The organism is Halobaculum magnesiiphilum (assembly GCF_019823105.1).
GTDB lineage: Archaea > Halobacteriota > Halobacteria > Halobacteriales > Haloferacaceae > Halobaculum > Halobaculum magnesiiphilum.
On sequence record NZ_CP081958.1, the window covers coordinates 2602824 to 2624294 of the forward strand.

Genomic DNA, 21471 nt, shown 5'->3' on the forward strand with positions numbered 1-21471 from the left:
GCGTCCCGTTCTCGTTCCCGTTCACCGGACGCGACCCGGCTCGCCGGCACCGACGCCTTTTGGTGTATCGCGCCCACAGCATCGGTACGAATCCCGGTCGCGTGACGCTCCGTAACGATTCTGTTATGCATACCGAATTCGGTATGCTTTTGGGTCGCGCCCCCCGAACTGTGGGCAATGAGCACTTCCACGACCGCCGTCGGCCACGACGAGGTGGCCGCGCTGAAGACGGTCGCGCTCCGGGGCGGGCTCCGCGAGCCGGTGAAGGTCTCCTGTTCGACGCTCGGCGAGCGCCTCGACGCCTCCAGCCAGACGGCCTCGCGGCGGCTCCAGCGGCTCGAATCCGCCGGACTGCTCGAACGCGACGTCGTCGGCGACGGGCAGTGGGTGACGGTGACCGACGCCGGCGAGCGTCGCCTGCGCGGCGAGTACGCCGACTACCGCCGCCTGTTCGAGGGCGAGGCCGGCCTCTCGCTGTCGGGGACGGTCACCTCCGGGATGGGCGAGGGCCGCCACTATATCCAGCTGTCGGGCTACCACGAGCAGTTCGTCGAGCGCCTCGGCTACGAGCCGTTCCCGGGCACGCTGAACGTCGAGCTCTCGGAGGCGGCCGTCCGCGCCCGCGCGGGGCTGGACTCCGTCGACGGGATCCCGATCGACGGCTGGGAGGACGAGGAGCGCACGTTCGGCCCGGCGACGTGTTACGCCGCCGAGGTGCGCGCCGACGGCGACGCGTTCGCGCCGGCGCACGTGATCGTGCCCGAGCGCACCCACCACGACGAGGACCAGCTCGAACTCATCGCGCCCGCGAAGCTGCGCGAGGAGCTGGACCTGGCCGACGGCGACGAGGTGCGCGTGCGCGTCACCGACGCCGAGCGCGCCGACGAGCCGGCCCCGTCGGCCGAGGCCGCTGACGCCGGGGGGTCGGCGTGAGCCGGCAGGCCGGCCGGTTGGACCGCGCGCTCGCCGCCTTCCGCGCTGGCGAGCCGGTGCTCGTCCACGACTTCGACGACCGCGAGGGGGAGACGGACCTCGTGTACCCCGCGGGCGCCGTCGAGCCGGCGGACGTGGCGCGCATGCGCAACGACGCCGGCGGGCTGATCTGCGTGGCCGTCTCCGACGCCGTCGCCGACGCCGCCGACCTCCCGTTCCTCGAAGCGGAGATCGACCACCCGGCGGCCGCGAGCCACGACCTCGCGTACGACGACCGTTCGTCGTTCTCGCTGCCGGTGAACCACCGCGACACCTTCACCGGGATCACCGACGACGACCGCGCGCTGACGATCACGGAGCTAGCCTCGATGGCCTCCGCCGTCGAGGCGGGCGTCGAGTACGGCCCCGACGAGTTCGCCGCGGAGTTCCGCGCGCCCGGCCACGTTCACGTGCTCCGGGGCGCCCCCGACGGGCTCTCGGACCGACTGGGGCACACCGAGCTGGGGCTCGCGATGGCCGCCGAGACCGGGCAGCCGCCGGCGGCGGTCGTCTGTGAGATGCTCGACGACGAGACCGGCCGGGCGCTGTCGACGCGGGCGGCCCGCGAGTACGCACAGCGCCACGGGTTCCCGTACGTCGAGGGCGAGGAGCTGGTCGAGGCGCTGCGGTAGCGTCCACGTTCCCGCCGCCGGCGACTCAGCCGAGCAGCCCGAACAGCCCGAGTACCCATCGACCGATCTCCGACCCCGCGAACAGCGCGCCCTCCGGACGGGAGAGCCGTCGCCCGGTCCACAGCGCGGCGACCATCAGAACCGTGACACCGGCCAGCCACGCTAACGTCTCCAGCGCGTTCGCGGACACGGCCAGCGGCCGGACGAGCGCCGCCGCCCCCATGATCCCCGTGATGTTGAACACGTTGCTGCCGACGACGTTGCCGACGGAGACGCCGAGGCTCCCCCGGCTCAGCGCCACCAGCGACACCGCGAACTCCGGAGTCGACGTGCCGGCGGCGACGATGGTCCCGCCGATCACCCACTCGGAGATCCCGGCCCCGCGCGCGAGCGTCGACGCCGCGGCGACCATGTAGTCGCCGCTCACCAGCACCAGCGCCAGCCCGCCGACGAGCACCAGCGCGTCGCGACCGCGGAACGACACTCGCCCCGTGATGTCGGTCGTCGCCGCGTCGCCGGGGAACGTCCCCGGATCGGATCCGGGTTTCACGTCCGAGGGGGCGGAGCCCGCCTCGGGCTCCACTTCCGGCTCTTCGTCCTCGGTCTCCGCTCCCGCCGCCGTGGACCCGCCTTCGGCCCGGAGCAGATAGGCGGTGTACGTGACGAACAGCCCGGCGAGCACGGCGCCCTCGACGCGGGAGATGGCGAGGTCGACCAGCGCGATCCCGCCGACGGCGGTGCTCGCGAGCAGCGCGAGGCCGTCCCGGTGAACCAGCGTCTCGGCGATCGGGATCATTCGGATCAGCGCGACGACGCCGAGGACGAACGCGAGGTTGTAGACGTTCGACCCGAGGACGTTCGCGACGGCGATGTCGCCGAGGCCGTTGGTCGCGGCGTCGAGCGAGACCGACAGCTCCGGCGTCGACGTGCCCATCGCGACGACCGTGAGGCCGATGGCGAGTTCGGAGAGCCCGAACCGCCGGGCGAGCCGTATCACCGCGTCCACGAGGAGGCGCGCGCCGATCCACAGCCCCAGCACCGACACGACGATGACCCCGACCTGCACGAGCGTCCCGCCCTGTATCATCGTTCGACCGTACCGTCCGGATGTCGAGGAATCAACCTTCGGGCCGGGGGAGCGTGGTCGCCGGTCGAGATCCGGGACCGGGCGGTCGGAACGCCCGCGTCGTTCCCGGGGGACCCCTCCGGTCGACCTTGTGTCGGTTATGGGCGGAGCGGCACAGGACCGCTCCGCCGTACTCCGAGACGCTCGGCTTCGCCTCGCGTCGCGCCCGATTCGTGCGCGGCTCGGCCCGAAGACCTCGCCGCGGTTCTTCCGAGACGCTCGCTTCGCTCGCGTCTCGCCTCAGTCGTCCGCGGGAACGGCCCCCGCCGGCGCCTCCGTCGGCGTCGTCGCCCGCCCGGCCAGCGCGAGCCCGACCAGCGCCAGCACCGACAGCGGCCCGAAGAAGTAGTACGGGACGAACGCCCACGACGACTCGAAGCCGAGCGCGGCCGCCATGAAGACCGCGCCGGCGTGCCACGGGAACAGCGGTCCGGTGGGGGTGCCGGCGGCCTCGACGGCCCGCGAGAGGTCACGCGAGTCGAGCCCGTACTCGTCGTACAGCCCCCGGAGGCTCACGCCCGGCACGACGATGCTCATGTACTGCTGGGCCGTGAACGCGTTCGTGAGCAGTGCGGAGGCGCCGGTGCCGACCACGAGGGAGTTGCGTGACCACACCACGTCGGCCAGGCGGTCGGCGACGACCGCGAGCACGTCGGTTCCCTCCAGCAGCCCGCCCAGCGCCAGCGCCGCCACGACGACGGCGATCGTCCAGCCCGAGCCCGCGAGCCCGCCCGTCGCCAGCAGGCCGTTGACGAGCTCGCTTCCCGTCTCCGGGGCGGTGCCGTTCAGGAAGGCGTCCCAGGCGGCGGTAAAGGAGCGCCCCTGCGCGAGCACTGTCGTCCCGGCGCCCGCGAACACGCCGGCGATCAGCGCCGGCAGCGCGGGGTACCCCCGGACGGCGAGGCCGAACGTGACCACCAGCGGAAGGAACACCAGCGGGCCGAGCGCGTACGTCGACGCGAGCGGCCCGGTGATCGCCGAAGGGTCGCCGCCGGAGCCGGTCACGGCGTACGCGCCGAGGACGGCGTAGCCGACGACCGAGAGGCCGAACGCGACGGCGGTGCCGAGGCGCATCGCGTTGATGTGGTCGTACAGGTCGGTGTTCGTCACCGCGGCCGCGAGGTTCGTCGTGTCCGACAGCGGGCTCTGCTTGTCGCCGGCATACGCGCCCGAGACGATCGCGCCGGCGGTCATCGGCGCCGACACGTCCAGTCCCGAGCCGATGCCGATGAAGGCGACGCCGAGCGTCCCGACGGTCGTCCACGACGAGCCGATCGCGAAGGCGACGACGGCCGCGAGCACGGCCGTCACGGGGAGGAACACCGCCGGCGACAGCAGCCCGAGCCCGTAGTACATGAGCCCCGGGATCGTGCCGGCGCTGGTCCACGTCGCGATCAGCCCGTAGATGACGAACAGGATGAGGATCGCCTGCATGCCCATCCGCAGGCCGCCCTCGGCGGCGTCGTACACGCCGTCCCAGTCGTAGCCGAGCCGGTAGCGCGCGAACAGCCCGGCGAAGGCGATGCTCCACAGCAGCGGTCCGTGCGGGGCCAGGCTGAGCAGCCCCGAGCCGACGGCCAACGAGGCGACGACGACCGCGAGCGGCACGAGCGCCTCCCCGAACGTCGGCCGCCGCGCGTCGCCGTGGGGCTCGTCGGCGCGTGGCGGTTGCGTATCCATCACCGGTCCGTAATTCACTGAGGTAATTAAACTACACGTCTTTATTATTCATGGTCGTAAATGGGGGTCGTTGCCGGCGAAACCGGGACTGTGTCGATGCGGTGACGGGGAAGTGACGGAGCGGCGAGGCGGCGACGGAACTGTGACGCCGCGGGGACGCCGCGGCGGCGACGCGGGCGGGGGAGACGAGCAGGGGGTGGACGCCCGGTGTTTCTGTGGTATTTATTGTCCGGCAAATCCTGCGACCGCGTATGGCTGGCTTCGCGGAGATGGACGTCGACACCATCTGGCAAAACGGCGAGTACGTCGACTGGGAGGACGCGACCACGCACGTCCTCACGCACGGATTACACTACGGCACGGGCGTCTTCGAGGGCGCGCGCGCGTACGACACCGAGAAGGGGACGGCGGTGTTCCGCTGGGAGGAGCACCTCGACCGCTTCTTCGAGTCGACGAAGCCGTACGACATGGAGATCCCCTACTCCCGGGAGGAGCTCACCGAGGCGACGATGGAGGTCATCCGCCGCAACGACCTCGACTCGGCGTACGTCCGCCCCATCGCCTACTACGGCTATCACAGCCTCGGCGTCTCGCCGGGCGACTGTCCCACCGACGTGGCGATCGCGGCGTGGCCGTGGGGCGCGTACCTCGGCGACGACGCCCTGGAGAACGGCATCAAGGCGATGGTGTCTTCCTGGCGCAAGCACTCCTCCTCGCAGATCCCGACGAACGCGAAGACGACGGGGCTGTACGTCAACTCCCTGCTCGCGGGCGAGGAGGCCCGCCGCAACGGCTACAAGGAGGCGATCGTCCTCAACAAGGAGGGCAACGTCGCGGAGGGTCCCGGCGAGAACATCTTCCTCGTGCGCGACGGCGAGATATTCACGCCCGGGCTCTCGGAGTCGATCCTCGACGGCATCACCCGTAACACGGTGATCGAGCTGGCGCGCGAGCGCGGCTACACCGTCCACGACAACGTGAGCATCTCCCGGGGCGAGCTGAACACCGCCGACGAGCTGTTCTTCACCGGCTCGGCTGCGGAGGTCACCCCGATCCGGCAGGTCGACAACGTCGAGATCGGCAACGGCTCGCGCGGGCCGGTCACCGAGGAGCTGCAGACCGCGTTCTTTGACCTCGTGGAGCGTCGCACCGACGACCACGAGGAGTGGTTCACGTACGTGTAGATCGGGTCCCTCCGATCTCGGTCGAGGTCACGGCCCCCTCAGCGTGACCGACCGATCTACCGCTCCAGTTCCTCGTCCACGCACTCGCGCACGGGCTCGACCAGTTCGTCGGCGACCGTGTACGGGTCCGTCTCCCTCGCCAGCACGCGGTCGGCGAGCGCCTCGATCCCGCCGCGGGCCTCGATCACCTCCTCGAGCAGGCCGGCGGTGTCCGCCCGCACGAGCTGTCGGATCTCCTCGGCGTACCGGGTGCGCGCCCGCTCGTCGATCCGGCCCGTCTCGTGGAGCCACTCGGCGTGCTCGCCGAGCGTGTCGAGCAGCTCGTCGACCCCGGTGGCGTCGGTGGCGACCGTCTCGACGACCCGCGGGTCCCACGCCTCCTCGTCCTGCTCGTCGAGCGCCACTTCCGCCATCTCCTCCTCGTCGACGGGGCCGTGGTGGCCCGTGTCCAGCCCCGCTGCGGGGTTCTCGCGCATGTGGATCATCTCCTCCAGCTCGGCGACGGTGCGCTCGGCCCCGTCCATGTCGGCCTTGTTGACGACGAACACGTCGCCGATCTCGAGGATGCCCGCCTTCAGCATCTGCACGTCGTCGCCCGACCCCGGCTGGACGAGCACGCACACCGTGTCGGCGGTCTTCACGATGTCGACCTCGTTTTGCCCGGCGCCGACCGTCTCGATGATCACCTTGTCCTTGCCGAAGGCGTCGAGCGCCTTTACCGCGTCCGCGGTGGCCGTCGAGAGCCCGCCGAGGGTCCCCCTCGCGCTCATCGACCGGAAGAACACGTCCATGTCGCCGACGTTGGAGGCCATGCGGATGCGATCGCCCAGCACCGCCCCGCCGGTGTACGGCGAGGAGGGGTCGACCGCGATGACGCCGACCGTCTCGCCGCGGTCGCGGTACGACTTCGCCAGCTTGTCGACGAGCGTCGACTTGCCGGCGCCGGGGCTGCCCGTGATCCCGATCACGTCCGCGGTTCCGGTGTGGGTGTGGAGCGCGGAGACGATGTCGCGGTACCCCGGCGAGCGGTTCTCGATCTTCGTGATGACGCGCGCGAGCGCCCGGTGTTTCCCGTCCAGCAGGTCGTCGACCAGCGACGACTCCGTCCCTGTGACCGTCATCACTCGCGGTCGTGGACGTTCTCGCGGACGAACTCGATCGTCTCCTCCATCGGCGTCCCCGGCCCGAAGACCGCGCCGACGCCCATCTCGAGGAGCTCCTCGCGGTCGTCGTCGGGGATGATGCCGCCGACGAGGATCAGGGTGTCCTCGAAGGCGTCGTACTCCTTCAGGCCGTCGACGATCTTCGGGACGAGCGTGTTGTGCGCCCCCGAGAGAATGGAGATGCCGAGGACGTCGACGTCCTCCTGGACGGCCGCCTGGACGATCTCGTCGGGCGCGCGGTGGAGCCCGGAGTAGATGACCTCGAAGCCGGCGTCGCGGAACGCCCGCGAGATGACGTGTGCGCCCCGGTCGTGCCCGTCGAGGCCGACCTTCGCGATGAGACAGCGGATCTGGCGCCCCGTCTCTCGTTCTTGCGTACTCATGCGATCCGGTTGGACGCCGCCGGTGTTGACTTTAACGGACGTCCATGACGTGTCGCCGGCGGGGAGTCGTCCGGATCGGCGGCCGTCCGCCGGCCCCGCGTGGCGTCCTACGGGAACTCCACGTCGGCGGCGTACAGCCCGAACGCGGCGGTCTCGACCCCCGAAAGGGGGATCGGGACCGCGCCGACGATCAGGTCGGCCGGTCCGTCGGTCGTCTCGCGTGTGATGTCGCGGTGGACGACCTCGTCGGGACCGTCGAAGCCGAACAGTTCCCGTTCGGTCTCGGTCGGGAACCCCTCCGACACCGGGTTGCCGACGCCGTCGGCGCCGAACAGCGCCTCGTAGGCCGTGTTCACCTCCACCAGGACGGGCTCGTCGCCGTCGGTCGACTCCACGTACACGGCCGGCGATTTGATCCCGTCGAAGAAGTAGTGGAGGCGGTCGCGTTCGACGCGGAGGTCCGCCTCCCGCTGGAGTCGCGCGAGCGCCTCCGCCGCGTGGGAGGCGACGATCTCCAGGAACTCGGCGTCCTGCTGGTCGAATGCCCCCTCACGATCGGTCGTCACCTGGAGAACGCCGTGGTCGCCGACGGGGGTACTCAGCACCGAGGCCACGTCGTCCGCGTCGCGGATCTTGTCGGGGTCGGCGTCGTACTCGTTGACGATCTGCGTCTCCTCCGTCCGGTACGTGCGTCCGATGACCCCCTCGTCGGTGTCGGCCTCGACGTCGTAATCGTTCGGGAGCGTATGGCCGTACGGGAAGAACGTCCCGTCGTCGAGCATGGCGAGGACGACCTCCTCGTGGCCGAGGGCGTTCGTGACGGCCTCGACCACGGTGTCGCTCACCTCGCGGACGGTCTCACAGCCGGTCAGCTCGCGGGTGTACGTGTTGAGCGCCGAGAGCTTCGTGTTCGCCTCGGCGAGCGCGTCGCGTTCGCGGGCGCGCTCGATGCGCTCGGAGACGCGGCGCGCGAGCAGGTCCGTCCCGCCGTCGGTGGCGACGACCTCGTCGACCGGAACCGACGGCACCTCGTCGCCGTACACTACCAGCGGCACCTCCCCCGCCGCCGGCGCCAGGTTCTCGACGCACGACGACCGGTCGGACACGGCGACGACGCAATCGAGCGTCGGCCCGAGCTCGCGGAGGTACTCCGTGGCGACGGAGCCGCGCTTGCTCAGGACGGTCGCGTTCAGACCGGCTTCGATCGCCTCGACGACGTCCCCACCGTAGTCGCTCGGCGTCCGATCCGACACCGCGACGAGGACGCGCGCGTCGTGTACGGTGGCCATCGATCGTCCCGTCGCTAATGAAGGATCCCAAAGAGATAACTCATTCGTCTACCCGGGCTCGCGCCGACCTGCCGCCGGCGGTCGTCCGAATCCTCACACGTGCTCGTTCAGGAACTCCACGATCGCGCGGTACGCCTCGATCCGGTTCTCCAGCTTCGAGAAGCCGTGTCCCTCGTCCTCGAAGATCAGCTTCCGCGTGGGGACGTGCTCGCTGGCCTCCTCGACGATCTGTTCGGCCTCGCCGACGGGAACCCGCGGGTCGTTCGCGCCGTGAAGGACGAACAGGGGCGCCGCGATCTCGTCGACGTGGTTGATCGGCGAGACCGATTCGAGGAACTCCCGGTCGTCCGCCAGGCTGCCGTACTCGGCCTCGCGCAGCTCGCGGCGCCAGTCGCCGGTGTTCTCGAGGAACGTCACGAAGCTGGCGATGCCGACGATGTCGATCCCGGCGGCCCACAGGTCGGGGTACTCCGTCATCGCCGCGAGCACCATGAACCCGCCGTAGCTGCCCCCCATAGCGACGATCCGCTCGGGGTCGACGACGGGGTGATCGTGGAGCCACTCGACGGCCGCCTCGATGTCGGCGACCGAGTCCATCCGGTGTTCCACGTCGTCGAGGTGGCTGTACGCCTTCCCGTACCCCGAGGAGCCGCGGACGTTCGGCTCGAACACGGCGTAGCCGTTGTTGAGGAAGTACTGCTTGACGGCGTTGAACGACGGCCGGCGCTGGCTCTCGGGCCCGCCGTGGATGTCGACGATGACGGGCGTGTCGCCCTCGCCGGCGTCATCGGGCGTCGAGAAGAACGCCGGGATGTCCCGCCCGTCGAAGGTCGGGTAGTGGACCAGCTCGGGCTCGACGAACGTCTCCTCGGGGATGCCCGCGGTCGCGGCGTGGGTCCACCGCGTCGCCTCGCCCCGTTTCACGTCCACGACGTACGTGTTCGTGTTCACGGTGCTGCCGGTGACGGTGACGGCCAGCCGGTCGGCGTCGGGGCCGAAGGAGACGCCGCCGGCGACGCCCCTCGGGAGGTCCGGCTCGGCGAACGGGTCGATGCGGTCGGGCGCGGTGAGCTCCCCGACGGTGATCTCCGTGTAGCCGTCGACGTTGCGCGAGTAGGCGACGCGGCCGGTGTCCTCGTCGACCGCGACGCCGTCGACGTTCCAGCCGTCGCCGTCCTCGACGACGAACAGGTCCCCGAGGGTCCCGCCGCCGTCGGCGTCGCTCGCGCCGCCGGCTCCGCCGTCCCCGTTGTCGCCGGTTCCGTCGCCATCCCCGCCGCCGGTTCCGCCTCGGTCGCCGCCGGCCTCGTTGCCGAGCGCGATCCGCTCCAGCCGGAGCGTGTCGGAAGCGTGGTCGGTGCACACGTACACGCCGTCGCCGTCGGGCGCCCACTCGGGGCTCTGGAACCGTGCCTCGGTCGCGTGCGGCGTCAGATGGGTGAGTTCGCCGGTCTCCACGTCGAGCACGTGAAGGTCGTGGTCGAAGCTCGCGTGGGCCTCGTGGACGAGCACGCGCGTGTCGTCGGGCGACCAGCCGGCCACCGAGAGCCAACCGTCGCCCTCGTACACCAGCTCCGCCTCGTCGCCGGTCTCGTCGCGCCCCTGCACGTACACGTCGAAGACGGACTCGTCGCGGCGGTTCGAGGCGAACGCGAACCGCTCGCCGTCGTGGGACCAGCCGCCCCAGCGGTGTTTCGCCTCGGGCATCCCCGTCAGCTCGGTGACGACGCCGGAATCGGGGTCGAGCCGGTACAGCTGCATCCGCTCGTCGCCGCCCTCGTCCATCCCGAAGGCGAGTTCGCGGCGCTCGGGCGACCAGTCCACGAACGTGACGCGCTCCTCGTAGAAGGTGTGCTGCTCAGGCCAGGCGGCCGGCTCGTCGAGGCTCCACACCTGCGGCGTGCCGGTGGTGTCCATCAGGAACGCGAGGGTGCCGTCGGGGGCGAACGCGGCGCCGTGGGCCGAGCGCACGTTGAGGTAGCGCTCGATGTCGTAGGTCGGGTCGCTCATGGCGTAGTAGTCCCCGCCGCGCATCGAAAACGTTCGGGTCGGCGAACAGGTTCGGTCGCGCCGGCAGGGCGCCGCCGGCGGCCGCCCGACCCCGGGGGAGTATCGCCTCCCTTTTTATTCCCCCACCGGTACCGGATCGCACAATGCGCGTCGCGGTGGTCTCGATGGACACGGTGGCGACGCGGGACGCGCCCGCGGTCCGCCGGACGCGCCGCGTCGCCGCCGGGCTCGCCGCCGCCGGACACGACGTCCACTGGCTGTGTGCGCAGTGGTGGGGCGGCGAGATCGAGCACTTCGAACAGGACGGCATCGAGTACCACGCGGTGACCGATCGTCCCTCGTCCGGACGGTTCCGGTCGAAGCTCCCGTTCGTCCTCCGCCGCGTCGACCCGGACGTCGTCCACGCCGTGTCGGTGCCGCCGGGTCACGCGACGACCGCCAAGACGACCGCCGCGATGCTTCGGGTCCCGGTCGTCCTCGACTGGTGGGAACGCGACCCCGACCGCGGTTCCGGCCGACAGTACCGGAAGGCCGCGACGCGCGCCGACCGGGTGATCGCGCCCTCCGAGACGGTCCGCACCGCCGTGCGCGAGCACGGCGCCAGCGACGTGAACGCCCGGGTGATCCCCGAGAGCATCGACATGGACCTGGTGCGGTCGGCCGACGCGGACGACCGCTTCGACATGGTGTGGGGGCGCGACCTCGACGGCGACGCCAACGTCGGCGAGTTCCTCCTGGCGCTGGCGGAGCTTCGCGACCGCGACTGGACGGCGGCGATCGTCGGCGACGGGCCCGCCCGCGACGACGCCGAGCGCATGGCCGCCGACCTCCGGATCGACGACCGCGTCCGGTTCCTCGGCGACCTGGACGAGGCGGAGTTCGTCCCGGTGTTGAAGGGGTCGCACGTGTTCGCCCAGACGGCGACGTACGAGCCGTTCGCGACCGGGTTGCTGTGGGCGCTGGCGTGCGGCTGCGTCGGCATCGTGGAGTACCAGGCGGGCTCGTCCGCCCACGAGCTCGTCGAGGGGCTCGACCGCGGCCGGCTGGTCACCTCCCCGCAGGAGTTGGCCGACGAGATCGTCGCCTGCGGCTCGCTGCCGGAGTGGGAGACCAACGACGGGTTCGCCGGCTTCGACCACGACGAGGTGCGCTCCGAATGGGTCGAGTGCTACGAGGACGCGATCGAGGGGCACGGCTGGCTCTGAACCGCTTTTCACGGGAGCCTCGCGCGCCTCCGGCGCGCTCGACCCCCGCCAAAACCCGTTCATGATCAAAAGGCCGCTCGATCGCCAGCCTTTCGGAAGACTCGCTCCGCTCGTCTTCCGTACTCTCGTTCGCTTCGCTCACGAGAGTGCCGGCTGGCTCGCTCGCGGTATAACTGCCAGTGACTTCCGCACCGCATCCGCATCGCCGCGTCCGCACCGTTGCCGCCACCGCCGCCGCGCCGCCACCGTTCCGCCTCTCCGCCGTCCCGCCACGGATTCGATCGACGGATATACGTTCGGGAGACGCCAAGCCGCGTGCATGGAAGACGACACGCTCAGCCGGCGGAGCTTCCTCCGCGGAGCGGCGGGCGCGACCGCCGCCGCCGGCGCGGTCACCGCGGGATCGGGGACCGCCGCCGCGCAGGCGACGGCCGACGGCTCCGGCACCGTCGAGGTGGGCGCCGGCAGCGACGGCCTCAAGTTCACCCCCGGAACCGACGAGCCCCTGTACGTCACGCCCGGCACGACCGTGACCTTCGAGTGGGTCTCCGGCGGCCACAACATCGCCGTCGACAGCCAGCCGGAAGGCGCCTCCTGGGAGGGTCACACCCCGATCGAGGACGAAGGCTTCTCCACGGAGTTCACGTTCGAAACGGTCGGCGTCTACGAGTACGTCTGCGAGCCCCACGCGTCCGTCGGGATGGTCGGGACCATCGAGGTCGTCGAACAGCTCCCGACGCCGACGGCGACGGCCGCCGGCCCGCCGGAGGTCCCCGACTCCGCCAAGAGCCTCGGCATCGCCTCCTTCATCGCGATGGTGTCGACGCTCGGCCTCGCGTTCTTCTTCACCAAGTACGGCGGCGACTACGAGCCGCCCGAGGAGTAACCGAAGGGACCCGCCGTCGGATTCGGCCGACGGTACACATCGTTCCGACCGCCGTTCTCGATCCCGCTCTCGTCGACGAGAGACCGGGCCCCCTGATGCGACACGGAGAGGCGTCAATCGTCGTCGCCGGCGGCCACGCCGACTCCGTCGCCGACGCGCGACCCGTCGTCCGCGGCGGTGTCGGCTCGTCGGACGGCCGCCCGGAGTCCGGCCTCGGCGATCGCCGCGCCGTGGTCGGCGGTCCGGCCGACGGCGTTCACGGCCGCGGTCAGCCGGGGGTCCGCCCTGTCCGACTCGAACAGCCGGCGGTCGAGCGCCTCCGTCGCCTCGCGGAGGTCATCGCGCGCGACCAGCGCCTCGCGGGCGGACGCGATCCCCCGCTCGTCGACGACGGCGTCGACCGCCGCCTCGACGACGCCGCGCGCGTCGCGAGCGCACTCGCGGAGGTCGTCGGCGACGCGCTCATCGACACAGTCGTCGAGCCGGCGTGCGGTCTCGGCCAGCTCCGTCGCGCGGCTTGCGACGCGTTCGAGCTCCCGGCTCGTCGTCCACAGGTCGAACAGCTCCGGCCGGGTGAGCCCCAGCGCGTCCACCTCGTCGAGCCGCGAGAGGCTGCGGCGGAAGTGCCGGTCGACCAGCGCGTGGAGGCGGCGCGCCTGGTCGCCGCGGTCGACGACGGCGTCGTTGCTCCCCCCGTCGAGCACGGCCGCCGTCGCGTCGCGGTGCGTCGACAGCGCGACGAACGACAGGTGGCGCACCGACTGCCGGATCGACACCTCCGACGGGTCCAGCGGCGTGGCCGCGGTGATCGCCGAGTCGGTTCCGTCGGCGACGGTCGTCCCCGTCAGCCCCCTGGCGGTGCGTTCGAGTTCGCGGCGCGTCTCGACGGAGAACCCGTCCTCCGCCTCGATCGTCGCCCGGTCGACGCCCGCGGCGTACGCCGCCCGGAGGAGCCGCCCCGCATGGGTCGGATCGGCGCCGTCGACCGGGAGGTCGACAGGGCCGCGGCCCGCCGGCTCGTCCGCCGCCGCGTCCGTCTCCACGACGAGCACCCCGTCGAGGTGGGCGTGCAGCGAGACCTCGTCGCCGGGGTCGACGCCCTGCGACTCCGCCCACGCCTTCGGCAGGGAGACGCTGTAGGTGCCGCCGCCGACGAGCTGGATCTTGCGTCTCGTCATCCGTCCGGGCGGAGGGTGTCGGTCGGCGCGGTCGAGCGTGGCGAGCCCACGGCGATCACCCGAACTTGCCGCTGATGTACTCCTCGACGCGCTGTGACTCCGGGTTCTCGAATATCTTGTCGGTCGCGTCGTACTCGACGAGTTCGCCGCCGGTGAGGAAGACGGCGGTCTGGTCGGAGATGCGCGCCGCCTGCTGCATGTTGTGGGTGACGATGACGACCGTGTACTCCTCGCTCAGGTCGTCGATGAGGTCCTCGATCTTCGCGGTCGCGATCGGGTCGAGCGCCGAGGCGGGCTCGTCCATCAGGATGACCTCCGGGTCGACCGAAAGACAGCGGGCGATGCAGAGCCGCTGTTGCTGCCCGCCGGAGAGGCCGAGGGCGTTGTCGTCGAGGCGGTCGTTCACCTCGTCCCACAGGGCCGCATCGCGCAGGCACCGTTCGACGAGTTCGTCGCGTTCCTCCTGATCGGAGCGACCGAACAAGCGCGCGAGCAGGCCGGTTTCGAGGTCGCCGTGCTTGCGCGGGCCGTACGAAATGTTCTCCTCGATCGACTTCGGGAACGGGTTCGGCGACTGGAACACCATCCCCACGCGCTTGCGCAGTTCGACGAGGTTGACGCCCTCCTGGTAGATCTCCTTGCCGTCGAGCGACACGGAGCCGTCGACGCGCGCGGACTTGACACGGTCGTTCATCCGGTTGAGACACCGGAGGAACGTCGACTTCCCGCAGCCCGAGGGGCCGATGAGGGCCGTGACGCTGTTCTCGGGGATGTCCATCGAGACGTCCTTGAGGGCGTGGTCCTCGCCGTAGTGGACGTTCAGGTTCTCGACGGAGAGCTTCGTCGCTCCGTCGAACTCGAACTCGCGCCACTCCTCGCGGACCCGCTCGTCCGTCTCGCCGCTCGTCGTCTCGATCCCTTCGCCGGTCCGTTTCCGCTCGGTGTCGATGTCGCTCGGTTTCTGTGTGGGTTCGCTCATTGGTTGAGTTCCCTCCTGAAGTAGTATCTCGCCGCGATCCCGATCGCGTAGAACGACAGGACGACGACCAGCAACACGAACGCCGTCGCCCACTTGAACTCGTCCGGGTTGCTCACGTTGCCCGAGGCGCCGACGCCCGCCGAGATGAGGGCGTACAGCTGGTACGGAAGCGCCGACGTCGCATCGAGCAGGACGGGGTTCTCCACGAACGGCGGCGAGCCGGTGAACCGGAACCCGCCGATCACGTCCGCCGTCTGGTTGCCCGGGACGAACACGCCCCCGGCCATCGTCAGCAGGATGGGCGCGGTCTCGCCCGCGATGCGGCCGACGCCGAGGATGATCCCCGTCACGACGCCGGGCAGCGCCGCCGGCAGAACGATGCTCCGGATGGTCTGCCACTTGCTCACGCCGAGGGCCGCGCTGGCGTCGCGATACTCGTCGGGAACGGCGAGCATCGCCTCGCGACTGGTGATGACGACCAGCGGGAGCAGCATGAACCCGAGCGTGATCATCCCCGCGAGCAGCGACTTGCCGTTCCCGAACCGGGGAATGAGGAACGCGAAGCCGAACAGGCCGAAGACGATGCTCGGGGTCGACCACAGCCCGTTGGTGGCGACCTCGACCACCTGCGTGAAGCGCCCGCGCTCGGCGTACTCGGTGAGGAAGACGGCCGCGCCGACGCCGAGCGGGACCGCGAACAGCACCGCGCCGACGACGAGCCACACCGTGCCGACGATCGCGGGGAGCACGCCGTTGAACTCGTTGGTGAGGCCGACGCCGTTCATCACGAACGGGAGGTAGAACGGCCACTCCCACGATATCGCGGTGCCGAACAGGACGACGGTCGACTCGGGGCCGACGCCGGGGCCGACCGCGAAGCCGTTGACCGCGCCGCTGAACCCCTTGTACACGGTGAACGCGACGAGCAGGAACAGCACCCCCACGATGGAGAGGGCGTTGAGATACACCAGGACGTACGCCCCGGTGTGTCGCCCGCGGGCGCCGAACCCGCCGTACGCCTTCGCCGCGGCCCAGCCGGCGATGAGCGAGACGAACAGCGTGATCACCGGGACCGTGAACTCGCCGGTGAAGGAGGCCTTCTGGGCCCATCCGAGGTTCCACACCCACCCGGGAGCGATGGCGCCTGTGAGGAAGACCAGCCCGGCGAACGCGGAGAGCGCCCCCGCGGGCAGCGTCGATCCGACGTCCTCGCGGGTCGCCGTCGACACGACGAAGACGCCGACGCCGACGAGCGCCGCCACGAGGAACCACCCGACGGTCCCGAGGCCGAGGGTCTGTGAGGCCACCAGGCCCGCGGCGACGAACCAGACGAACGCGAACGCGAGGCCGGCGACGATGCCCGCGCTCGCCTGCGGCTCCGTCTCGACGTAGCCGAGCCGGGAGCCGATCCCGAACGCCATCACGGCGCCGCCGAGCGCCACCAGCGCCCCGCCGGCGAGGGTGACGAGCGGGACGCCCGCCACGGTCGTGGTCAGCGCCAGCGCCTCGAACAGCGAGGCCAGCGAGAGGGCGAACAACACCGCCGAGAGCCCGACCGCGCCCGCCGCGACCGCCCCGGTCCCCTCGGTGCCGTCCTTGACCAGCGGGTCCCGAGTTCGCGTCCCAGTTCCGGTATCCGTTCCGATCGCCATCACTGCTCACCCCCGAGCTTGCTGCGCATCCGCGCCTCGATGTACTGCGAGCCGATCGAGAGGAACAATACGGTGACGAAGAGGATGATGCCGGCGGCGAACAGGGCGCTCAACTGGAGCCCGTCCGCCTCGCCGTAGTTCCGGGCGATGAGCGAGGTGAGCGTCTCCTGTCCGTAGAAGGCGTTGTAGATCGGGTCCGTGAGCCGGGGGACGCCCCGGAGCATCACGGTCGCGGCCATCGTCTCCCCGATCGCACGCCCCACGCCCAGCAGTACCGCGGCGGAGACGCCCGAGAACGCCGCCGGGAGCGTGATCGAGGTCATCGTCTGCCAGTCGGTGGTGCCCATCGCCAGCGAGCCGGACTTCATCGACTCCGGGACGCTGCCGATGGCGTCCTCGGCGACCGAGACGACGGTCGGCAGCGCCATCAGTCCGACCACGACGCCGACGAACAGGTACGTCCCCTGTCCGAGGATACGGAACTGGTCGGAGGCCCACGGGCTGAGGATGGTGAAGCCGATGAACCCGTAGACGATCGACGGGATGCCGGCGAGGATCTCCACGCCGGGCTTGACGGCCTCGCGAACGGGTCCGGGGGCGATCTCGGAGATGAACAGCGCGGCCGCGATCCCCAGCGGCGCCGCCACCGCCGTCGCGACGAGCGTCACCATCACGGTCCCGTGGATCATCGGCACCATCGAGAACCGGATCGGCGGGGAGACGGCGTCCCAGTTCGGCTGGATGAACATCCGGAGGCCGGGGACCGAGACGCCGAAGACGCTCGTTCGTTCGTACAGGAAGACGGGGATCGCCTCCCTGAAGATGAACGTCGTGATGAGGATCAGTATCAGGATCGTCGACACCGTCATCGCGAGCGCGAGCGTCTTCGCGGTCAGTTCTTGATGTCGGATCCAGCCGTAGCCGGCGGAGAGGACGAGTACCGCGACCGGGACGATCGTCAGCGAGGAGGCGACCAGGAATCCGGCCAGCGACACGAGCATCGCGCCGGCAACGACGCCGACGGTCGCGACGGCGGCCGGCTCCTCGTTGGCCAGGGAGTCGCGGACGCCCCGTAGGGTTCGGGCGACCCGTTCGATCCCCAGCTCGGATCTGTGTGGTTGTGCCATCGTGGGAAGTGTCGTATGTGTCGAAATTATGAAACAAAGGCGATGTGAAGGCGAGACGGAACCGACCGCGAGCGCCGTGACTACGGCCTCAGACCTGGTCGGGCAGCTTCTCGAACTCGTTCTCGATGTCCTTCGTCGGAAGCGGGATGTAGTTGTTCGCCTCGACGAACACCTGCTGGCCGAAGTCGGTCAGGAACATGTTCATGAACGCCGCCTCGCGCATGTCCGTTCCGCTCGGCGTGTCCTCGGTGATCTTCGTATACTGGTGCAGGTCGCGGTTGAGCGGATACGAGGAGTCGAAGATGGTGTTCTCGGCGTCCTTGTCGGGCTCGTACAGCGTGCCCTCGAACTCGATCCCGATGGGGCGGACGGACTCGCTGGTGAACGCCAGCGCCATGTACGCGATGGCGCCCTCGTTCTGCTGGACGGCCTGCGCGACCTGCTGGTTCTGGCCGAAGCGGGTGTCGACGCCGGGCATCGGCGCGTCGGCGGAGCCGAGCATGTTGAGGCGGAACGCGGTGTCGGTGCCCGAGCCCTCGGCGCGGCCGATGACGTAGATCTCCTGGTCCGGACCGCCGACCTCGCTCCAGTTGGCGATCTCGTCCTGATAGATCTGGCGGACCTCCTCGCCGGTGAGCTGCGTGACGCCGGCCTCGTAGATGTCCGAGGAGACGACGACCGGCTGGCCGTCGCGCCCGAGGACGTGGTCGACGACTTCCTCGTTCGCCTTCTCCTCGCTCCAGTCGAGTTCGGCCGTGATCGGACCCGAGGAGTTGCCGATGTCGACGAGGCCGTCGACGACCGACTTACAGCCGGTGCCCGAGTGGCTCAGGCCGACCGAGGTGGGGTACGGCGGCGTCGCCTGCTGACCCGTCGGTTCGAACCCGTACAGGCTGGCGAAGTAGTCCGCGAGGCGCATGTCCTCGGCGCCGTTCTCGGCGAGGGAGTCCCAGCCGGGGACGGTGTTGCCCTCCTCCTCGTTGCTTCCCCAGTACTCGCCGTCGCTGGCCGGCGGGTTGGAGTTCCAGTACGAGCTCCCCTTGTTGGCGATGGGATACACCGTCGAGGAACCCTCGGCGGTGAGCATCTGCACCGGGGAGCCCGAGCCGCCGTCGGAGCTTCCCTGGTCCGAGCCGCCGGAGCCCCCCGATCCGCCCGACCCGTCCGAGGCATCGGTGTTGGACCCCCCGCTGGAACCGGAACAGCCCGCGAGCCCAGTCGCGCCGGCCGCGCCGGCGGCGACGAGGAATTTCCTCCGCGAAACGAACTCGCTTCGAGCCGCTGTCTCCTTCGTCATCACCTGAACGCTTCCGGGATTAGTAAAAAGGGGTTTATAATAGGGGTACCCGGACCCGGGTACTCCGCCGGAGGACACGGGTGCGGTAGGTATCGATGAGAGCACCGCGTCCCGGTCACGTGGGATATATAGGACTCGGTGGGTGACGGAGTCGGTACGTATCCGAACGTATACACGTCAACTACACAAAATATTTGTCGCGGTAGCGGCGAGCCTCGACCGAGCATGGAACGTGCCGAGCGGTCCGAGGACGGCCGGATCGGGAGTCGAGCCGTCGAGGACATCGCCGAGACGGTCGCCGCGACGGACGGGACCGACGCGGGAGACCCCGAGGAGATCGCGGCGACGCTGCGGGGAGTCGCCGCCGACGGCGTCCTCACCGGGGAGAGCGTCGACTCGGCGATGGCGCACCTCTCGAAGGTCGTCTCGACGCCCGCCACCCGGGTGGAGCTGTCGGGGATGGAACTCGATTCCGCGCGCGAGGACGCGACCGAGATGGCCGACGTACCGAGCGTCGCCGCCCGGCTGGACGGGTTCGCCGCACGCGTGGGGTCGATCGAGTCGGACGTGGAGACGCTGGACGCGGACCTCCGGAACCTCATCGACCGTGCCGAGGACACGGCCGTTCCGGCGGACCCCTCCGAGAGCGAGGGAGTCGAACTGTACCGGATCGCCGCCGAGGATCGACGGATCCACGCCGAGGCGACGCGACTCCAGGGGGAGGCGGACGAACTGACGACGGAGATCGAGTCGTTCGGACGGTGGATCGCGCGGCCCTCGGTCCGACACGACGAACTCCGGACGGACGTCGAGGAGCTGACCGCCGCGGTCGGGGCACTGGAGGACGATGCGGCGTCCCTTGCCGACGCGGTGGACGCGGTCGACGCTGACGACGCGCAGGACGCCGCCGACGCTGACGAGGCCAACGATGCCTCCGACGCTGACGGCGACGACGGCGTCGACGACACCTTCGCCCGAACGTGGTTCGACTGCACGCTCCGCCGCCGCGTGTTGGAACTGCAGGCCGCTGACCTGCGCGCGGCGGCCGCCGATGTGGCGACCGTCGACGAGAGACTCGGGGCCGAGCCCGAGGCCCCCGCCCACGAGGCCGTCCGGGACCTGACGGCCGACCTCGAGGACCGCCTCGCCGCGACCGCCGACCGCCTCGACGAGCTCGCCCGGCAGTCCTGGCACGACCGGTACGACCGGAACTTGCGGGCGATCGACGAGGACATGGCGACGGTCGAACCGCCGGTCGAGTGGGGAAGCGTGCTAACGGCGCTGGAGGAGGCTCGGGCGAGCTAATCGGGAGTTTCGGCCACCGTCGTGACGATACTCGATCGACATCCGGAAACTACTGTCTCAAAAACAACACGTTCATGAGCGAGTGCCCGAACGGTCGGTCGGGGGGAGAAGGAGGGTTCACGGGGGGATCCGGGAGTTCACGGGGGGCGGGGAGTTCACCGAGGGACCGGGAAGTTCACTGGAGGCACCCGACGTGCCGCCGACCGATCAACCGGGGGGATCGGTCGCGGCGGCCTCCGTCGGAGCCAACCGGTCCGCGTCGGTTCACCTAGAGCGAGTAGTCGTGGCCGCCGTCCTCGCTCGCGAGGAACGCCGTCAACAGGTCGATCGTCGAGCGGATGTCGTCGCCGTGGGCGGTCTCGGTGACCGTGTGGAGGTACCGCGTCGGGATCGAGATCGCGCCGACGGGCTTCGCGCCGTTGGCCTTCTGGAAGGCGGCGGTGTCGGTGCCGCCCGAGGGAAGCACTTCGAGTTGGTGCTCGATCCCCTCGGCCTCCGCCACGTCGCGCAGGCGGCGCGTCACCTTCGGGTTCGTGATCACCGAGCCGTCCTTCAGTTTCACCGCCGTGCCCTCGCCCAGCCGGGTCACCTGTTTGTCCTCGGCGACGCCGGCGGTGTCGGAGGCGATCGTCACGTCGAGCGCGACCGCCAGATCCGGGTCCACGTCGACGCCGAGCGCCTGAGCGCCCCGGAGGCCGACCTCCTCCTGGACGGTCGCACAGAAGTGGACCGTCGCCTCCGGGTCCTCCAGTTCTCGGGCGGACTCCAGCATCGCGAACAGGCACACGCGGTCGTCGAGCGCCTTTCCGGTGACCGTATCGCCCATCTTCACCGTCGACTGCTCCATCGTGACGAGGTCGCCGACGGCGACGATCTCCTCGACCTCGTCGGCCTCGCGCCCGAGGTCGATCACCACGTCCTCGACGGCGTCCTCCGTCTCGCGTTCCTCCTCGGAGAGCGTGTGCGGCGGCACCGAGCCGATGACGCCCGTGAGGTCGCCCTGCTGGGTGTGGACGCGGACGCGCTGGGCGCGCAGCACGCGGGCGTCCCAGCCGCCGAGCGCGTCGACCTTGAGGAAGCCGTCGTCGGTGACGTGTTTCACCATGAAGCCGATCTCGTCCATGTGCGCGGCGACGGCGACCTCGTAGTCGCCGGAGCCCTCGACGGTCCCGATCACGTTGCCCATCGAGTCGGTGCGCACCTCGTCGACGGCCCCCTCGAACACGGTCCGAACGCGGTCGCGGACGCGGTCCTCGTAGCCGGGGACGCCGCTCGCCTCGGTCAACTCGCGCAGCAGGTCGAAGTCGAAATCGAACGCCATGGCCGCCCGTTCGGCACGGCCCCGATTAATCGCGGGGGTTCCGGCCCGGACCGCCGGGTGTGGGAACTCTCCCGGAGTTTCC

18 protein-coding genes are annotated in these 21471 nt (G+C 70.3%); 6 read left to right on the forward strand and 12 right to left on the reverse strand.

From position 1 onward, the window contains the following. Nucleotides 1-177: 177 nt before the first annotated feature. On the forward strand, nucleotides 178-933 hold the full coding sequence (locus K6T50_RS13345; RefSeq protein ID WP_222607065.1) for a DUF120 domain-containing protein: 756 nt from the start codon (nucleotides 178-180) through the stop codon (nucleotides 931-933). Beyond that, nucleotides 930-1604, forward strand: coding sequence for a 3,4-dihydroxy-2-butanone-4-phosphate synthase (gene ribB / locus K6T50_RS13350; protein ID WP_225935326.1), 675 nt, complete (start codon nucleotides 930-932; stop codon nucleotides 1602-1604). Before K6T50_RS13345 ends, ribB begins: the two co-directional genes overlap by 4 nt. A 25-nt stretch (nucleotides 1605-1629) precedes the next feature. On the opposite strand, the gene K6T50_RS13355 is transcribed toward ribB, so the two are convergent. Together K6T50_RS13355 and arcD are read right to left on the reverse strand one after the other, a co-directional pair. After that, the gene (locus tag K6T50_RS13355) at nucleotides 1630-2691 is read right to left on the reverse strand and encodes a calcium/sodium antiporter (RefSeq protein ID WP_222607066.1); all 1062 of its coding nucleotides are present in this window, start codon (nucleotides 2689-2691) and stop codon (nucleotides 1630-1632) included. 279 nt (nucleotides 2692-2970) lie between these two features. After that, nucleotides 2971-4410 (reverse strand): arginine/ornithine antiporter ArcD, encoded by a 1440-nt coding sequence (gene arcD / locus K6T50_RS13360; protein WP_222607067.1) that lies wholly within the window; start codon nucleotides 4408-4410, stop codon nucleotides 2971-2973. Nucleotides 4411-4661: 251 nt separating this feature from the next. On the opposite strand from arcD, the gene K6T50_RS13365 reads away from it, so the two are divergent. Then, entirely contained in the window at nucleotides 4662-5594 is a 933-nt protein-coding gene (locus tag K6T50_RS13365; RefSeq protein ID WP_222607068.1) for a branched-chain amino acid transaminase, read from the forward strand. 56 nt (nucleotides 5595-5650) lie between these two features. On the opposite strand, the gene meaB is transcribed toward K6T50_RS13365, so the two are convergent. The 4 genes from meaB to K6T50_RS13385 all read right to left on the reverse strand — a co-directional run bounded on the left by meaB (nucleotide 5651) and on the right by K6T50_RS13385 (nucleotide 10439). Then, on the reverse strand, nucleotides 5651-6715 hold the full coding sequence (gene meaB, locus K6T50_RS13370) for a methylmalonyl Co-A mutase-associated GTPase MeaB (RefSeq protein WP_222607069.1): 1065 nt from the start codon (nucleotides 6713-6715) through the stop codon (nucleotides 5651-5653). Then, entirely contained in the window at nucleotides 6715-7140 is a 426-nt protein-coding gene (locus tag K6T50_RS13375; protein ID WP_222607070.1) for a cobalamin B12-binding domain-containing protein, read from the reverse strand. Before K6T50_RS13375 ends, meaB begins: the two co-directional genes overlap by 1 nt. Nucleotides 7141-7247: 107 nt before the next feature. Then, nucleotides 7248-8429, reverse strand: coding sequence for a GAF domain-containing protein (locus tag K6T50_RS13380; RefSeq protein WP_222607071.1), 1182 nt, complete (start codon nucleotides 8427-8429; stop codon nucleotides 7248-7250). A gap of 93 nt (nucleotides 8430-8522) precedes the next feature. Next, nucleotides 8523-10439 carry a S9 family peptidase gene (locus K6T50_RS13385; RefSeq protein ID WP_222607072.1) on the reverse strand — a complete coding sequence of 639 codons (1917 nt, stop codon included), beginning with the start codon at nucleotides 10437-10439 and terminating at the stop codon, nucleotides 8523-8525. Nucleotides 10440-10582: 143 nt separating this feature from the next. Here K6T50_RS13385 and K6T50_RS13390 point away from each other — a divergent pair, with 143 nt between their 5' ends. Further along, nucleotides 10583-11644 (forward strand): glycosyltransferase family 4 protein, encoded by a 1062-nt coding sequence (locus K6T50_RS13390; RefSeq protein ID WP_222607073.1) that lies wholly within the window; start codon nucleotides 10583-10585, stop codon nucleotides 11642-11644. A 319-nt stretch (nucleotides 11645-11963) separates the two neighbouring features. After that, nucleotides 11964-12530: a plastocyanin/azurin family copper-binding protein gene (locus K6T50_RS13395; protein WP_222607074.1), complete on the forward strand. Its 567-nt coding sequence runs from the start codon at nucleotides 11964-11966 to the stop codon at nucleotides 12528-12530. Nucleotides 12531-12643: 113 nt separating this feature from the next. Here K6T50_RS13395 and K6T50_RS13400 read toward each other — a convergent pair whose 3' ends face one another. The 5 genes from K6T50_RS13400 to K6T50_RS13420 all read right to left on the reverse strand — a co-directional run bounded on the left by K6T50_RS13400 (nucleotide 12644) and on the right by K6T50_RS13420 (nucleotide 18763). After that, nucleotides 12644-13708 carry an AbrB/MazE/SpoVT family DNA-binding domain-containing protein gene (locus K6T50_RS13400; protein ID WP_222607075.1) on the reverse strand — a complete coding sequence of 355 codons (1065 nt, stop codon included), beginning with the start codon at nucleotides 13706-13708 and terminating at the stop codon, nucleotides 12644-12646. A gap of 55 nt (nucleotides 13709-13763) precedes the next feature. Further along, nucleotides 13764-14687: a phosphate ABC transporter ATP-binding protein PstB gene (gene pstB / locus K6T50_RS13405; protein WP_222607076.1), complete on the reverse strand. Its 924-nt coding sequence runs from the start codon at nucleotides 14685-14687 to the stop codon at nucleotides 13764-13766. Beyond that, nucleotides 14684-16339, reverse strand: coding sequence for a phosphate ABC transporter permease PstA (pstA, locus tag K6T50_RS13410; RefSeq protein WP_222607077.1), 1656 nt, complete (start codon nucleotides 16337-16339; stop codon nucleotides 14684-14686). The genes pstB and pstA overlap by 4 nt, the downstream gene beginning before the upstream one ends. Continuing rightward, nucleotides 16339-17466: a phosphate ABC transporter permease subunit PstC gene (gene pstC / locus K6T50_RS13415; protein ID WP_222607078.1), complete on the reverse strand. Its 1128-nt coding sequence runs from the start codon at nucleotides 17464-17466 to the stop codon at nucleotides 16339-16341. The genes pstA and pstC overlap by 1 nt, the downstream gene beginning before the upstream one ends. A gap of 88 nt (nucleotides 17467-17554) precedes the next feature. Next, the gene (locus K6T50_RS13420; RefSeq protein WP_222607079.1) at nucleotides 17555-18763 is read right to left on the reverse strand and encodes a substrate-binding domain-containing protein; all 1209 of its coding nucleotides are present in this window, start codon (nucleotides 18761-18763) and stop codon (nucleotides 17555-17557) included. 225 nt (nucleotides 18764-18988) lie between these two features. Between K6T50_RS13420 and K6T50_RS13425 the strand changes: the two genes are divergently transcribed. Next, the gene (locus K6T50_RS13425) at nucleotides 18989-20068 is read left to right on the forward strand and encodes a hypothetical protein (protein ID WP_222607080.1); all 1080 of its coding nucleotides are present in this window, start codon (nucleotides 18989-18991) and stop codon (nucleotides 20066-20068) included. Nucleotides 20069-20336: 268 nt separating this feature from the next. Here K6T50_RS13425 and K6T50_RS13430 read toward each other — a convergent pair whose 3' ends face one another. Next, entirely contained in the window at nucleotides 20337-21389 is a 1053-nt protein-coding gene (locus tag K6T50_RS13430) for a M42 family metallopeptidase (protein ID WP_222607081.1), read from the reverse strand. Nucleotides 21390-21471 lie beyond the last annotated feature (82 nt).

What these genes read in the sequence shown, in the direction of transcription:
- K6T50_RS13395 (WP_222607074.1), top strand. Translation starts at nt 11,964, where the DNA reads ATGGAAGACGACACGCTCAGCCGGCGGAGCTTCCTCCGCGGAGCGGCG.
- pstC (WP_222607078.1), bottom strand. Translation starts at nt 17,466, where the DNA reads ATGGCACAACCACACAGATCCGAGCTGGGGATCGAACGGGTCGCCCGA.
- K6T50_RS13380 (WP_222607071.1), bottom strand. Translation starts at nt 8,429, where the DNA reads ATGGCCACCGTACACGACGCGCGCGTCCTCGTCGCGGTGTCGGATCGG.
- K6T50_RS13400 (WP_222607075.1), bottom strand. Translation starts at nt 13,708, where the DNA reads ATGACGAGACGCAAGATCCAGCTCGTCGGCGGCGGCACCTACAGCGTC.
- K6T50_RS13355 (WP_222607066.1), bottom strand. Translation starts at nt 2,691, where the DNA reads ATGATACAGGGCGGGACGCTCGTGCAGGTCGGGGTCATCGTCGTGTCG.
- K6T50_RS13385 (WP_222607072.1), bottom strand. Translation starts at nt 10,439, where the DNA reads ATGAGCGACCCGACCTACGACATCGAGCGCTACCTCAACGTGCGCTCG.
- pstA (WP_222607077.1), bottom strand. Translation starts at nt 16,339, where the DNA reads ATGGCGATCGGAACGGATACCGGAACTGGGACGCGAACTCGGGACCCG.
- K6T50_RS13365 (WP_222607068.1), top strand. Translation starts at nt 4,662, where the DNA reads ATGGCTGGCTTCGCGGAGATGGACGTCGACACCATCTGGCAAAACGGC.
- pstB (WP_222607076.1), bottom strand. Translation starts at nt 14,687, where the DNA reads ATGAGCGAACCCACACAGAAACCGAGCGACATCGACACCGAGCGGAAA.
- K6T50_RS13420 (WP_222607079.1), bottom strand. Translation starts at nt 18,763, where the DNA reads ATGACGAAGGAGACAGCGGCTCGAAGCGAGTTCGTTTCGCGGAGGAAA.
- K6T50_RS13430 (WP_222607081.1), bottom strand. Translation starts at nt 21,389, where the DNA reads ATGGCGTTCGATTTCGACTTCGACCTGCTGCGCGAGTTGACCGAGGCG.
- K6T50_RS13425 (WP_222607080.1), top strand. Translation starts at nt 18,989, where the DNA reads ATGGAACGTGCCGAGCGGTCCGAGGACGGCCGGATCGGGAGTCGAGCC.
- K6T50_RS13375 (WP_222607070.1), bottom strand. Translation starts at nt 7,140, where the DNA reads ATGAGTACGCAAGAACGAGAGACGGGGCGCCAGATCCGCTGTCTCATC.
- K6T50_RS13345 (WP_222607065.1), top strand. Translation starts at nt 178, where the DNA reads ATGAGCACTTCCACGACCGCCGTCGGCCACGACGAGGTGGCCGCGCTG.
- arcD (WP_222607067.1), bottom strand. Translation starts at nt 4,410, where the DNA reads ATGGATACGCAACCGCCACGCGCCGACGAGCCCCACGGCGACGCGCGG.
- meaB (WP_222607069.1), bottom strand. Translation starts at nt 6,715, where the DNA reads ATGACGGTCACAGGGACGGAGTCGTCGCTGGTCGACGACCTGCTGGAC.
- K6T50_RS13390 (WP_222607073.1), top strand. Translation starts at nt 10,583, where the DNA reads ATGCGCGTCGCGGTGGTCTCGATGGACACGGTGGCGACGCGGGACGCG.